This is a genomic window from Pannonibacter sp. CBAS1226 (assembly GCF_055685825.1).
Genome location: NZ_JBVOUO010000015.1, coordinates 38,114 through 51,608, shown reverse-complemented (window position 1 = coordinate 51,608; position 13,495 = coordinate 38,114). Strand labels below are relative to the sequence as shown.

12 protein-coding genes are annotated in these 13,495 nt (G+C 64.0%); 6 read left to right on the top strand and 6 right to left on the bottom strand.

Annotated features, from left to right (window positions below):
• The 4 genes from AC0CMF_RS23780 to AC0CMF_RS23765 form a co-directional block, all read right to left on the bottom strand.
• Positions 1-1,605 (bottom strand): dipeptide ABC transporter ATP-binding protein (locus tag AC0CMF_RS23780; RefSeq protein ID WP_472482493.1); only part of this gene is annotated, 1,605 nt, incomplete at its 3' end.
• The gene (locus tag AC0CMF_RS23775) at positions 1,602-2,453 is read right to left on the bottom strand and encodes an ABC transporter permease (RefSeq protein WP_058900973.1); all 852 of its coding nucleotides are present in this window, start codon (positions 2,451-2,453) and stop codon (positions 1,602-1,604) included. The genes AC0CMF_RS23775 and AC0CMF_RS23780, both read right to left, overlap by 4 nt.
• The gene (locus tag AC0CMF_RS23770; RefSeq protein WP_472482492.1) at positions 2,450-3,388 is read right to left on the bottom strand and encodes an ABC transporter permease; all 939 of its coding nucleotides are present in this window, start codon (positions 3,386-3,388) and stop codon (positions 2,450-2,452) included. The genes AC0CMF_RS23775 and AC0CMF_RS23770 overlap by 4 nt, the downstream gene beginning before the upstream one ends.
• 51 nt (positions 3,389-3,439) lie before the next feature.
• Entirely contained in the window at positions 3,440-4,330 is an 891-nt protein-coding gene (locus tag AC0CMF_RS23765; RefSeq protein ID WP_058900971.1) for a proline iminopeptidase-family hydrolase, read from the bottom strand.
• 125 nt (positions 4,331-4,455) lie between these two features.
• Between AC0CMF_RS23765 and AC0CMF_RS23760 the strand changes: the two genes are divergently transcribed.
• On the top strand, positions 4,456-5,238 hold the full coding sequence (locus AC0CMF_RS23760) for a LuxR family transcriptional regulator (protein WP_050473755.1): 783 nt from the start codon (positions 4,456-4,458) through the stop codon (positions 5,236-5,238).
• A 53-nt stretch (positions 5,239-5,291) separates the two neighbouring features.
• Complete coding sequence (locus tag AC0CMF_RS23755; RefSeq protein ID WP_050473754.1) at positions 5,292-6,206, top strand: proline iminopeptidase-family hydrolase; 915 nt, start codon at positions 5,292-5,294, stop codon at positions 6,204-6,206.
• Between the two features lie 62 nt (positions 6,207-6,268).
• On the opposite strand, the gene AC0CMF_RS23750 is transcribed toward AC0CMF_RS23755, so the two are convergent.
• Complete coding sequence (locus AC0CMF_RS23750) at positions 6,269-6,931, bottom strand: TetR/AcrR family transcriptional regulator (RefSeq protein WP_472482491.1); 663 nt, start codon at positions 6,929-6,931, stop codon at positions 6,269-6,271.
• Between the two features lie 124 nt (positions 6,932-7,055).
• Here AC0CMF_RS23750 and AC0CMF_RS23745 point away from each other — a divergent pair, with 124 nt between their 5' ends.
• A complete protein-coding gene (locus AC0CMF_RS23745) occupies positions 7,056-9,092 on the top strand; it encodes an oxidoreductase (protein ID WP_472482490.1) in 2,037 nt (678 codons plus the stop codon).
• Between the two features lie 360 nt (positions 9,093-9,452).
• Here the strand turns inward: AC0CMF_RS23745 and hpaR are convergent, their stop codons facing one another.
• Positions 9,453-9,941 (bottom strand): homoprotocatechuate degradation operon regulator HpaR, encoded by a 489-nt coding sequence (hpaR, locus tag AC0CMF_RS23740; RefSeq protein ID WP_374630151.1) that lies wholly within the window; start codon positions 9,939-9,941, stop codon positions 9,453-9,455.
• Between the two features lie 561 nt (positions 9,942-10,502).
• Between hpaR and AC0CMF_RS23735 the strand changes: the two genes are divergently transcribed.
• The 3 genes from AC0CMF_RS23735 to hpaD are packed head-to-tail and all read left to right on the top strand — an operon-like array spanning position 10,503 to position 13,461.
• Positions 10,503-10,907: a 5-carboxymethyl-2-hydroxymuconate Delta-isomerase gene (locus AC0CMF_RS23735; protein WP_374630150.1), complete on the top strand. Its 405-nt coding sequence runs from the start codon at positions 10,503-10,505 to the stop codon at positions 10,905-10,907.
• Between the two features lie 2 nt (positions 10,908-10,909).
• Positions 10,910-12,424 (top strand): 5-carboxymethyl-2-hydroxymuconate semialdehyde dehydrogenase, encoded by a 1,515-nt coding sequence (hpaE, locus tag AC0CMF_RS23730; RefSeq protein ID WP_374630149.1) that lies wholly within the window; start codon positions 10,910-10,912, stop codon positions 12,422-12,424.
• Positions 12,425-12,480: 56 nt separating this feature from the next.
• A complete protein-coding gene (gene hpaD, locus AC0CMF_RS23725; protein WP_123195904.1) occupies positions 12,481-13,461 on the top strand; it encodes a 3,4-dihydroxyphenylacetate 2,3-dioxygenase in 981 nt (326 codons plus the stop codon).
• Positions 13,462-13,495: the final 34 nt, after the last annotated feature.

The window sequence follows — 13,495 nt, the reverse complement described above, 5'->3', positions numbered from 1 at the left end:
AGGGTGCTGCGGCCGTGAGAACACCTGCTCCGACGGCCCGTCTTCGACCACCTGTCCCCGGTACATGACGACCGTGCGGGCGCAGAGGTTGCGGACAATCGCCAGATCATGGGCAATGAACAGCAGCGTCAGGTTCATCCGGGCCGTCAGCTCGCGGAAGAGCTCGATGATCTGCGCCTGAATGGTCACGTCGAGGGCGGCCACGCATTCATCGGCGATGATCAGGCGCGGATCCACGGCAAGCGCCCGCGCAATCCCTGCCCGCTGGCATTGGCCGCCGCTCATCGAGCGCGGCTTGCGGTTGGCAAATTCCCGGTCAAGTCCCGCAAGGCCGAGCAACTCATCCACCCGCGCGGGGATCCCGGCTTTCGGAACCTTGCCCTGCACGGACAGCACCTCGGCCAGGGTCTGACCGATCGTCAGCCGGGGATTGAGGGCATTGAACGGATCCTGGAAGACCATCGCCGCCTCGCGCCGCAGCTTTGCAAGCGCGGCAACTCTTTGCTGGGCAAGGTCTGTGCCATCAAAGCTGACGTGCCCGGAAGACACCGGAGCCAGGCCGAGGATGGAGCGGGCAAGGGTGCTCTTGCCGCTGCCGGACTCGCCGACGATGCCCACCGTTTCGCCCGGCATGACCCGCAGGCTGACGCCCGAGACAGCGCTGACTGTCTTGAGAAGATCGCCCCTGAACAAGCTCCCCCCAACCGGAAACCGCACATGCAGATCATCGATTTCCAGAAGCGGCCTGACCGCCGTGCCGGCTTGCCGCGCCGCAGGTTGCACCGGCCGGGCCGCATCCGGCAGCGAAGGATGGCTGCGGATCAGCTGGACCGTATAGGGATCCTGCGGGCTGGACAGGACCTGCGTCTTGGCCCCCTGCTCCAGCAGCCGGCCACCGCGCATGACGGCGATCCGGTCGCAGGTTTGTGCCACGATGCCCAGATCGTGCGTGATGAGGATGATCGACAGGCCGTGGCTGGCGCGCAGGTCCATCAGAAGCTGCAGGATCTGGGCCTGGATCGTCACATCCAGTGCCGTGGTCGGTTCATCGGCGATCAGAATTCGCGGCTTGCAGGACAATGCCACACCGATCATCGCCCGTTGCCGCATGCCGCCGGAGAACTCATGCGGATAGCTGTTATACTGGCGCAGCGGATCGGGAAATCCCGTCTGCGCCAGAATGGCCATCGCAGCCTCGCGCGCCTGCCTGCTGCCCAGCCCCTGATGATACCGGATGCCCTCGCAGATCTGGGCACCGATCGTCATCACCGGATCGAGATGGCTTGAAGGGTCCTGGAAGATCATGCCGATGCCGCGGCCGCGCACTTCACGCATGTCCGCATCATTGAGACCCGCAAGGTCACGCCCGTCGAGCAGGATGGAACCGGCCTCCATCTTCAGCCTCGAGGAGGGAAGCAGCCGGATGAGAGAGCGGCAGAACAGGCTCTTGCCGGAGCCGCTTTCACCGACCAGCCCGAGGATCTCGCCCTCGGCAAGATCCAGGGACACATCGTCGAGCAGCCGGCGCGGCGCACCGCCGTCATGCGCCGTAACGGTCAGGCCGCGGACAGACAGAAGCGGGGAGGGAGAGGCCGGAGCGGTCATTCATGCACTCCCAGCATTTCGCCAAGCGCATCCCCCAGAATGCTGAAACCAAAGGCGAGCAGGACGATGGAAAGGCCGGGAAAAAGCGTGATCCACCAGGCCGTCGTGATGAAGCTCTGGCCCTCGGCCACCATGACACCCCATTCGGCAGCGGGAGGCTGGACGCCGAGGCCGAGATAACTGACCGCAGCGCCGCTCAGCAGCACAAGAACCGCATCGGACATGGAAAAGACGATGGAACCGGCAATCGCATTGGGCAGCAGATGGCGGAACATGATGCGCATCCGTCCGAACCCGAGGCTGACGGCCGCAACGGCGTAATCGCTGTTCTTGAGAACCAGTATCTGCGCCCGGATCAGGCGGGCATAGGACACCCATCCCACCAGGGCCATGGCGATGTAGAAGCTGAGCAGGCCCGGCCCCAGAATGGCGATGATCGACAGCATCAGCACCAGGAAGGGAAATGCCAGGATGATGTCGATGATCCGCATGAACACCGCATCAACGATACCGCCAAAGAAGCCGGCAACCGTCCCGGCCACCGTGCCCAGCACGAACGGAAAGAACACCCCGATCAGGGCAATCTGCAGGTCGATCCTTGCGCCCCAGATGATCCTGGACAGGATATCTCGGCCGAAGTTGTCGGTGCCGAGCGGATGCAGCAGGGAGGGTGGCTGCAACCGGGCGCTCCCGTCCTGCAGGATCGGGTCATAGGGCGCAATCAGCGGCGCCAGGACGGCCAGCAGGACGAACATGAGAAGGATCGAGATACCGGCAGCAAACATCGTGCGTCTGCGCAGGAAAACACGCCAGCGGGCAGCCGAGTGGAGAAGGGCGGCGGACTTCATAGCTTCACCCTCGGATCGGCCGCAACCGTGGCAATGTCTGCGAGAAAATTGACGAGCACGGTTGCGCAGGCAAAGACCATGGCAACGCCCTGAACAACCATGTAGTCACGCGAGAAAATGGCGCGCACGAGCAGTTGTCCCATGCCCGGCAGGGCAAAGACACTTTCGACCACGACCGTGCCGCCGATCAGCCAGCCGGTGTTGACGGCCAGCAGGTTGATCGCCGGAACCACCGCATTGGGCACGGCATGGCGCCAGAAGACGATATGTTCCGGCATGCCGCGGGCCCGTGCCGCCGTCGCCAGATCCGATTTCAAGGCCTCGATCATCGCTGCCCTGAGAGAACGCATCAGAACAGCGGAGAGGGACAGGGCAATGGTGAGGCCCGGCAGGATCAGATGCGCCAGCTTCTCGCCCGCCGTTGTGCCGTAACCGGAGACCGGCAGCAGGTCGAGCTTGACGCTGAACAGGATCATCAGCATCAGGCCGAGCCAGAAAGACGGAAAGCCGATGCCAAAGGTCGAGGCGATGCGGACAATATGATCCGGCGCCCTGCCCGCATTGCGCGCGGCCACCGCTGCCATGGGCACCGCGATGAGAAGTGACAGGATGACGCTGAACACAACCAGAGCCAGCGTTGGCTCGATCCGTGTGGCGATGAGTTTCAGAACATCGATCTTGTACAGGATCGACTTGCCCATCTCGCCATTGGCCAGGTTCTTCAGAAAATAGAGATACTGCAGCCAGAGCGGTTCATCGAGCCCGTACTGGGCACGGATATTGGCGATGGCCGCCGGCGTGGCCCTGGTTCCCAGGAGCACCCGTGCCGGATCACCCGGGATCAGCCGCACCAGCACAAAGGTGATGATGCTGATGCCGAAAAGGACCGGCAGGAACTGCAATGGCCGGAAGAGAACGAACCTATAGCGATGCATGCCGGTCTTGCCGCCTCCCCCGCATGATGCTGTCTGCGCCCCGCCTGTGCATCAGCTCATCCTGTTCCGTTCGAGAAAATCGAGAAGCACCGGATAGTAGTCCGCCGGATTCTCGTAAAAGGGCATGTGGCTCGCATTGGCGATCACCTTGAGTTCGGCATCGGGCAAGGCAAGCTTCATCCGCAAGGCGCAGGCCGGTGTCAGTTCGTCATGCTCCCCGCAGATGACCAAGGCCGGAACCGGCAGGCCGGGCAGATCCGGAATGCGGTTCCAGGTCTTCAGATTGCCCGTATAGAGAAATTCATTCGGCCCCTGCATCGTGCCGTAAGGGCCCATGTTCCAGTCATCCAGCGAGCGCTTCACCGGTGCGGGCCATTCCGGCAGCCGGCAGACATGGCGGTAATTCAGGATGGTGATGGCAGCCAGATATTCCGGATGGTCAAACGTGCCCTGCGCCTCATGCTTCTGCATCATTGCGACGGTCTCGGGCCCCAGGGCTGCGCGCAACCGCTCCAGTTCGCTGATCAGATGCGGCATGTCCGCAACCGTATCGGCCAGGATCAGCGTCTGCAGGTTTTCCGGATACGCCAGCGCATAGTCAATGGCCAGCCAGCCGCCCCAGGAATGACCCAGCAAGTGCACCTTGCCGAGCCCGAGCGCCTTGCGTACCGTCTCCGTCTCCTCGACATAGCGGCCGATCGTCCACAGCGCCGGATCGGACGGGCGGCTGGACGCTCCGGTCCCGAGCTGGTCAAAGGCAACCACACGGTATCCCCTGCCCGACAGGCACGAATGGGCTTCGCGCAGATAGTCACAAGGCAGGCCCGGCCCGCCGTTGAGACAAAAAACCGTCTCGGCCCCTTCCCCGAAGCTGTAAACCGCAACCTTGTGGCCATCGACCTCGACCATAAGCCGGGCATCTGGCTCCATCTCACGCCACATTCGCAACTCCGGCAAAGATTTTGCTTGCTCAACATTTGAGCACGGCTAAATTTTTACCCGAAACGCCAGCCGGAACCAGCTATAAGAAGTGATAGGGTCACAACGGCGCGAGCCTGGAGCCAGCAATGATTGACGAGATTGGTGCGATCAGAAGCAAGTTTTCCGCTCAGGACACTCTGGACGGCCGTATAGATCAGATTTTCGAGGCCATGCAGGCCATCGGATTTGAAGCCTTGATCTATGATTACACGCCTGTTCCGTATGATCTCGACGGAAAGATCATGTTTCCCTCGTTGCTCAAGCTGCGAAACATCTCAGATGACATGCACGAGTACTGGTTTGAAAGAGGGTATTTCAGCATAGATCCCGTCCAGCAGGTGGCCTTGCGCACCTCCGCACCCTTCCTCTGGAACTACAGCGCAGATGCGGACACGGTGATCCGCCGCTTCCTGACCGAGGACACGGCGCCCGTCGCCCGCTACCTCCATGAACGGGACATGTCCGCTGGCGTCACCGTGCCTGTGCACATGCCGCGCGGGGACTATGCCACCGTCACCGGCATTCACTTCCGCAGCAGCAAGGCCTTCGAGCGCCATGCCCTGCGTCACATCGCCGACTTCAACCTGCTCGCCCACGTTTTCCATGAAGCCGCCTCAGACCGCTTCGAGGCCGAGACTTTCCGCTCCGGCAAGGTGCGGCTGACGGAACGCGAGCGGGAATGCCTGCGGTATTCGGCCGAGGGATATTCCGCCAAGGAGATTTCGCGCATCATCGACCGCTCGGTCCCGACTGTCGTCATGCATCTGAACGCCGCCGCCCGCAAGCTTGGCGCCAGGAACCGGACGCAGGCGGTGGTGCGCGCCACCCATTACCGGCTTCTCGAAGACCGCCCATCCTATAACTTGTAATAGCTGCCGCAGCCTTTTTGCCAAGGCTATGCTTGTCCATCACCCGGCACAGGATGGAGAAGCACGTGACTGCAATGGCGTCCAGGGAAGCGTTCCTGCCCTTTCGTGAGTACCAGACCTGGTACCGCATCACCGGACCGCTCGGCAACGGCAGGCTGCCGCTCGTCGTCGCCCATGGCGGACCGGGCTGTACCCATGATTATGTTGACAGCTTCAAGGAGATCACGGCAATCGACGGGCGGGCGGTCATTCACTACGACCAGCTGGGCAATGGCAACTCGACACGCCTGCCGGACAAGGGCCCGGACTTCTGGACGCCTGATCTGTTTCTGGAAGAGCTTGATGCCCTGCTGGACCACCTCGGGATCAGCAGCCGCTATGCCTTTCTCGGCCAGTCATGGGGCGGCATGCTTGGGGCCGAGCATGCCGTGCGCCAGCCAAAGGGGCTGAAGGCACTCGTCATCGCCAATTCACCTGCCAGCATGCACACCTGGACCGCAGAAGCGAACCGGCTGCGCAAGGATCTGCCGCAGGAGGTGCAGGACACCCTGGAACGGCACGAGAAGGCCGGCACGATCACCGATCCGGACTATATCCGGGCGGCCCGCGTGTTCTACGACCGTCATGTCTGCCGCGTCTCTCCCTGGCCACCCGAAGTTGCCCGCACCTTCGCCATCATGGACGAGGACAACACCGTCTACCGCAACATGAATGGCCCGACCGAGTTCCACGTCATCGGCACGATGAAAGACTGGACGATCGAGGACCGCCTGCACCTTGTCGAAGCCCCCACCCTGCTTCTGTCCGGCAGGCATGACGAGGCCACGCCGCTTGTCGTCCAGCCTTATGCCCGCAACATCAGAAACTGCGAGTGGATCATCTTCGAAAACTCCAGCCACATGCCGCATGTCGAAGAAAAAATGCCGTGCCTGACGGCCGTTTCAAACTTCCTCTCCCGCTTCGACTGACCGGCAGGTGAACTGCCTCCCATGCCGCCTGAGGGGGCGGTGTTTCTTCCGGCTGAAGCCTCTCATTTCTTCTCCCCTCTTGAGGGGAGGGGGACTGAAACGCCATGCCTTGCGTGAAACCTTGCCAGTTCGCGCGAGGTCGGGGTCTGGCCGGTGAAGATGGTGACATAGGCGGGGATGCGGTGCATGCGGGTGGCGAGGTCTTCGCGGGTCTGCATGGAGATGTAGCCGGTCTGGGTGAGATAGACCGTGCGGGCGCGCACGTCCGCTTCTGCGCCGCTGATGCCGAAGCGGGTGAAGAGGCCCGTCAGCGCCTCCAGCCGCAGGCGGTCGGCCTCCTGCACCTCCCGCAGGATCTCGGGCGATTGCAGCGCCCAGCTGCGCAGCGCAAATTCCAGCCGTGAATCGAACAGCGCCGGGTCGAGCCAGCAGTCGATGACATTCAGCATCGCCTCGGCCAGCGTCTCTGCATAGGCGCCCGTCTGGCGGAGGATGGCGCCGGTGTTCTTCTCCCGCCAGCGCGCCACCAGCGCAGCCAGAAGCGCCTCCCGGTCCTTGAAGAACCAGTAGAAACTGGTGCGCGACAGATTGAGCTTCTTTGCCAGAGGCTGGATCTTCACCGCCTCCACGCCCGCGTCCAGCAGCGCCTCAAGCGCCGCATCCAGCCACAGGTCCGCAGAGCCGCGCCAGCCGGTTTCGCCCGTGATGTCAGTGTCCTGTTTCATCCCGCAAATCTAGCAGATGGCGCAGGCCCGTCAAAGAAAACGACACTCATGCACTGAAACTTGACACCAGTGAACATTTCCACTTTGCTGAAGAAAACCGCCCTTCCAGAGAGGCACAAGACCCATGTCCAGTGACCCGCTTCTTCAGCCGTTCCAGCTCAAGCATCTCACCTTGCGCAACCGGATCATCATCACCTCGCATGAGCCGGCCTATCCGGAAGACGGCATGCCCAAGACCCGTTACCGGGCCTATCACGTGGAGCGGGCGAAGGCCGGGGTGGCCCTGACGATGACCGCAGGTTCCGCCGCCGTATCGCGCGACAGCCCGCCGGTGTTCAACAACATCCTCGCCTGGAAGGACGAGGTGGTGAAATGGACAAGGGAGCTGACCGACGCGGTGCATGAGCAGGGCGCGGCCATCATGATCCAGCTCACCCACCTGGGCCGCCGCACCCGCTGGGACAAGGGCGACTGGCTGCCCGTCGTCTCCCCCTCCCATGCGCGGGAGGCCGCGCACCGGGCCTTCCCCAAGCAGCTGGAAGACTGGGACATCGAGCGGATCATCAAGGACTATGGCGATGCGGCCGAGCGCATGCAGGCCGGCGGCATGGATGGCATCGAGCTGGAAGCCTATGGCCATCTGATGGATCAGTTCTGGTCGCCGCTGACCAACACGCTGGACGGCCCCTATGGCGGCTCCCTCGACAACCGGCTGCGCTTTGCCTTCGACGTGCTGCGCGAAATCCGCAAGCGCACCGGGCCGGATTTCATCGTCGGCATCCGCTACACGGGCGATGAGCGGCTCGACGGCGGGCTGACACCGGAGGACGGGCTGGAAATCTCCCGCCGCCTGAAGGACAGCGGCCTTGTGGACTTCCTCAATGTGGTGCGCGGCCATATCGATACGGATGCGGGCCTGACGGACGTGATCCCCATTCAGGGCATGGCCAGTGCCCCGCATCTGGATTTTGCCGGCAGCATCCGGGCGGAAACAAAGCTGCCGACCTTCCATGCGGCGCGCATTCCCGATGTCGCCACCGCCCGCCATGCGGTGGCCAGCGGCAAGGTGGACCTCGTCGGCATGACCCGCGCCCACATGGCCGACCCGCATCTGGTGCGCAAGATCATCGCCGGGCAGGAAGAGCGCATCCGCCCCTGCACCGGCGCCAACTATTGCCTCGACCGGATCTATCAGGGCGGCCTTGCCTTCTGCATCCACAACGCCGCCACCGGGCGCGAGGAGACGATGCCGCATGACATCGCCCCCGCCGCCCGCCGCCGCAAGGTGGTGATCGTGGGCGCAGGCCCCGCCGGGCTGGAAGCCGCGCGGGTGGCCGGTGAGCGCGGCCATGAGGTGACCGTGTTCGAGGCCGCCGCCCGGCCCGGCGGCCAGATCCGCCTGACGGCGCAGAGCGAACGGCGGCGGGAGATGCTGTCGATCATCGATTGGCGCATGGCCGAATGCGAGCGGCTCGGCGTCTCCTTCCGCTTCAACACCTGGGCGGAGAGCGCCGATGTTCTGGCGGAGGCCGCCGATGTGGTGATCATCGCCACCGGCGGCCTGCCAGATACGGAGGTGCTGAGCACAGGCAATGATCTGGTGGTCTCCGCCTGGGACATTCTCTCCGGCGATGCGAAGCCCGGACGGCAGGTGCTGGTCTATGACGATGCAGGCGACCATACCGGATTGCAGGCGGCGGAACTCATCGCACGGAGCGGCGCCAGCGTCGAGATCATGACCCCGGACCGCAGCTTTGCGCCGGAGGTGATGGCCATGAACCTGGTGCCCTACATGCGCAGCCTGCAGACGCTCGGCACGCGCTTCACCGTCACCTGGCGGCTGCTGGCGGTGGAGCGGCAGGGCAACCTGCTCACCGCCCATCTGGGCAGCGATTACGGCGGGGCCAGCGAGACGCGGACGGTGGATCAGGTCGTCATCAACCACGGCACCCTGCCACTCGCCGATCTCTATTTCGAGCTGAAGCCGCTGTCGTCCAATCTTGGCGAGATGTCGCACGAGGCGCTGATCGCGGGTCAGCCGCAGGACATCACGCGAAATCCGCAAGGCACCTTCCAGCTCTTCCGCATCGGCGACGCCGTCGCCTCCCGCAACACCCACGCCGCCATCTATGACGCGCTCAGGCTGGTGAAGGACATGTGAGGGGTGGAGAACCTGAAATCTGATCATTCCGGCACGGTGTCTCAGCCCCCCTCCCCCTCGTGGGGAGGGGTGAGGGGTGGGGGGAAAGGCCTTACCGTCTGGCAAAGTGTTCAATGATTATGGGCGGCAGCGCCTCCTGATGTGTTTTCAGGTATCTGTCTGTCTCTCATATCGTTCTCGGCCCAGAGCCCCCCACCCCTTACCCCTCCCCACCAGGGGGAGGGGGGCGGAGAGGCTCTGCCACAGATCAGATGCTTCATTGTGGGCTGTGCAGGAAGCTGATGTGTGAACCCAATAACCCCACCAGGGGGATGGGGCTGAAAGGCGGTGCCGTGGACACAACGGCTGCCACTGCAGCCCTCAGGCCTCCCCGCTCCCGTCATTGAACTCCGACAGCCGTTCCAGCCGGTCGAGCAGGTCGGCGATCCAGGCGGCGCCGAAGCGGGCTTCGAGGCTGGCGTAGATCTGGCGGCTTTCCGGGGCCACTTCATCGATGATCCGCAGGCCCTCCTGCGTGAGGCTCAGCATCACGCGGCGGCCGTCGGCCTCGCCGCGCTCCCTGAGGATCAGGCCGCGCTCTTCCAGCGTGCGGATGATGCGCGTCAGCGACGGGGCCAGGATGAAGGCCCGGTCCGCCACTTCGGAGGCATCCAGCGTGCCGCGCTCGCCCAGAACGCGGATCACCCGCCATTGCTGCTCGGTCAGGTCATGCGCTGCCAGCATGGGCCGGAAATGCGCCATCAGCGCCTCGCGCGCCCGCAGCAGGGCGATGGGCAGCGAGCGGCGGGTGTCACGCGGCAGCAGCGCGTCCTGATCAGGGTCGGACGGGGCAGGATCAGCAGGCTTCATGCCCTCTCTATGCGGCAGAAAACCGCCTTTTGCAAACCGGCAGCCGAGTTGCACCGGCACAGCGTTGCAGCTCCCCTCCGCCTCGTGAGGCTATTGCATGCAGACATCGTGCCTGAGGCAGGAGACGGATTGGAGAAAGACTGCAATCTGTGTGGCTGGGCACAGCGTTTCAGCCCCCCTCCCCCTCGTGGGGAGGGGTTAGGGGTGGGGGGAAAGGCCTTTCCGTCTGGCAGGGTATTTATTGATTATGGGCAGCTGCTCCTCCTGATGCCTCATCAGAAAAGGTCAATTTTTCAAATCCTTGCAGACTCAGAGCCCCCCACCCCTTACCCCTCCCCACGAGGGGGAGGGGAGCGGAAGCGTTCTGCCACAGGTCAGATGCTTCATTGCGGGCGGCGTTCAAACCCGATGTGTGCATGCAGTAGCCTCAAGGGCGGAGAGGGGCGCTGCGGCAAGACGAGGGCCCAATCCTGCTCCCTGCACCCGCTGCAAACACTGCCCTGTTGACAGGCACGCAAAATCATTTAACGTGTTAAGTATCAAGCCGGCCGGGAGGAGACCATGCCGCATTTGTCTTTTGACTATTCGGCCAATCTGGAGGCCGGGGTGGATATGCCTGCCTTTGCGGGCTGCCTCTCCGGCGCGCTTCTGGAGACAGGGCTGTTCGAACTGGGGGCCGTGCGTGTGCGCGGGTTCCGCTGCGATGTGCATGTGGTGGCCGACCGGCTGGCTCAGAACGGCTTCATCGACATGTCCCTGCGCATGGGCGAGGGCCGCAGCCTTGAGGACCGGCAGCGCGCCGGAGAGGCCATCTTCGCTGCGGCCTGCGCCTTTCTGGCGCCGCAGTTCGCCAGCCCGCATTTCATGCTGTCGCTGGAAATCCGCGAGATCAGCGCACCCCTCAGCTGGAAGCGCAATGCCATCCACCCCCGCATCCGCCAGATGCAGACCGGAACCGGAGAGTGACAATGCCCTCACTGGAAGACAACATCGCCCGGGCCAGCGCCTTTCTGGCGCGCTTTGAAGCGGGCGTGAAGAACCGCATCGGCGGCGAGGATATGGATGCTTTGGACGGCACGCAGTTCGAGACCATCTCGCCGGTGGATCTCAAGGTGCTGGCCCGCGTCGCCCATGGCAAGGCGGCGGATATCGACCGGGCCGCGAAGGCCGCCAAGGCGGCGTTCCCGGCCTGGGCCGCCCTCTCGGGCGAGGCGCGGCGGGATATTCTCAATCGCATTGCCGCTGCCATCGAGGCGCGGGCGGAGGAAATCGCGCTGGTGGAATGCATGGACACCGGCCAGTCGCTGAAGTTCATGGCCAAGGCGGCGCTGCGCGGGGCGGAGAATTTCCGCTTCTTTGCCGCCCGCGCCCCGGAAGCGCGCGACGGCAAGGCCCTGCAGGCGCCCGGTCAGGTCAACATCACCACCCGCGTGCCGATTGGCCCGGTGGGGGTGATCACGCCCTGGAACACGCCCTTCATGCTCTCCACCTGGAAGATCGCCCCGGCGCTGGCGGCGGGCTGCACCGTGGTGCACAAGCCGGCCGAACTCTCGCCGCTGACCGCCCGGCTGCTGGTGGAAATCGCCGAGGAGGCGGGCCTTCCTGCCGGTGTGTGGAACCTCGTCAACGGCTTTGGCGAAGATGCCGGGCGGGCGCTGACCGAGCATCCGCTGATCAAGGCCATCGGCTTTGTCGGCGAAAGCCGCACCGGCTCGATGATCATGCAGCAGGGCGCGGCGACGCTGAAGCGGGTGCATTTCGAGCTGGGCGGCAAGAACCCGGTGATCGTCTTTGCCGATGCGGATCTGGAGCGGGCCGCCGATGCGGCGGTCTTCATGATCTATTCGCTCAACGGCGAGCGCTGCACCTCCTCCTCCCGCCTGCTGGTGGAAGCCTCGATCCACGACGCATTCACCGCCCGCCTTGCGGAAAAGGCGAAACGCATCAAGGTCGGCCATCCGCTGGACCCGGCCACCGTCATCGGCCCGCTGATCCATCCGGTGCACGAGAAAAAGGTGCTGGACTATATCGCCACCGGCAAGGCGGAGGGCGCAACCCTTGCCGCAGGGGGAGAGAAGGCGGAAGGCCCCGGCGGCGGCTGTTATGTGGCGCCGACGCTCTTCACCCATGCCGCCAATTCCATGCGTATTGCGCAGGAGGAAATCTTCGGCCCCGTGCTGACGGCCATTCCCTTCAAGGACGAGGCGGAGGCGCTGGCGCTGGCCAATGACGTCGCCTATGGCCTCACCGGCTATCTGTGGACCTCGGACGTGACCCGCGCCTTCCGGTTCACTGAGGCGCTGGAAGCGGGGATGATCTGGGTGAATTCGGAGAACATCCGCCACCTGCCCACCCCCTTCGGCGGGGTGAAAAGCTCCGGCATCGGACGCGACGGCGGCGATTGGTCCTTTGATTTCTACATGGAAACCAAGAACATCGCCTTTGCCACCGGCGCCCACGCCATCCCGAAGCTGGGCGGCTGAGCCGCCCGCCGCCGCCGTTTACGCCAGATATCCGCAAGACCGGGAGGAGACCCGTCATGCCCGTTCCCGCACCCAACCTTTATCCGCCGTTCAACATCGTGCGCCTCAGCCACGTGGAATTCGCCGTCACGGATCTTGCCCGCTCCCGCGCCTTTTACGTGGACACGCTGGGGCTTCAGGTCACCGATGAGGACGCGGGCTGCATCTACCTGCGCGCCATGGAAGAGCGCGGCCACCATTGCATCGTGCTGCGCCAGTCGGACGAAGCCTCGGCCCGGGATCTGGGTTTCAAGGTGTTTTCGGAGGAGGACCTTGACCGGGCGGCACAGTTCTTCAAGGGCAAGGGCCTGCCGGTGGAATGGGTGGAGCGGCCCTACCAGTCCCGCACCTTCCGCACGCGCGATCCCTTCGGCACGCCGCTGGAATTCTACGCCCGCATGGACCGGCTGCCGCCGATCCACCAGAAATATGCGCTCTACCGGGGCGTGAAGCCGCTGCGCATCGACCATTTCAACTGCTTCTCGCCCGATGTGGACGCCTCCGTCGCCTTTTACAACGAGCTGGGTTTCCGGGTGACGGAATATACCGAAGACGAGGAGACGGGCCGGCTCTGGGCCGCCTGGACGCACCGCAAGGGCGGCGTGCATGACATGGCCTTCACCAATGGCCGCGGCCCGCGCCTGCACCACACCGCCTTCTGGGTGCCGACGCCGCTCAACATCATCGATCTTCTCGACCTCATGTCCACCACCGGCTGGGTGTCCAACATCGAGCGCGGACCCGGCCGCCACGGCATTTCCAATGCCTTCTTCCTCTATATCCTCGACCCGGACGGGCACCGCATCGAGATCTACTGTTCCGACTATCAGACGGTTGATCCGGATCTGGAGCCGATCAAGTGGGACCTGAAGGACCCGCAGCGCCAGACCCTCTGGGGCGCCCCCGCCCCCCGCTCCTGGTTCGAACACGGCAGCCTCTTCTCCGGCACCACCCCGCAGGAACCGCTTCTGAAGGCCCAGCCGATCATCGCGCCGTGAAGGCACAGCGCCTCGGCCCCTCTCGTGGGGGCTA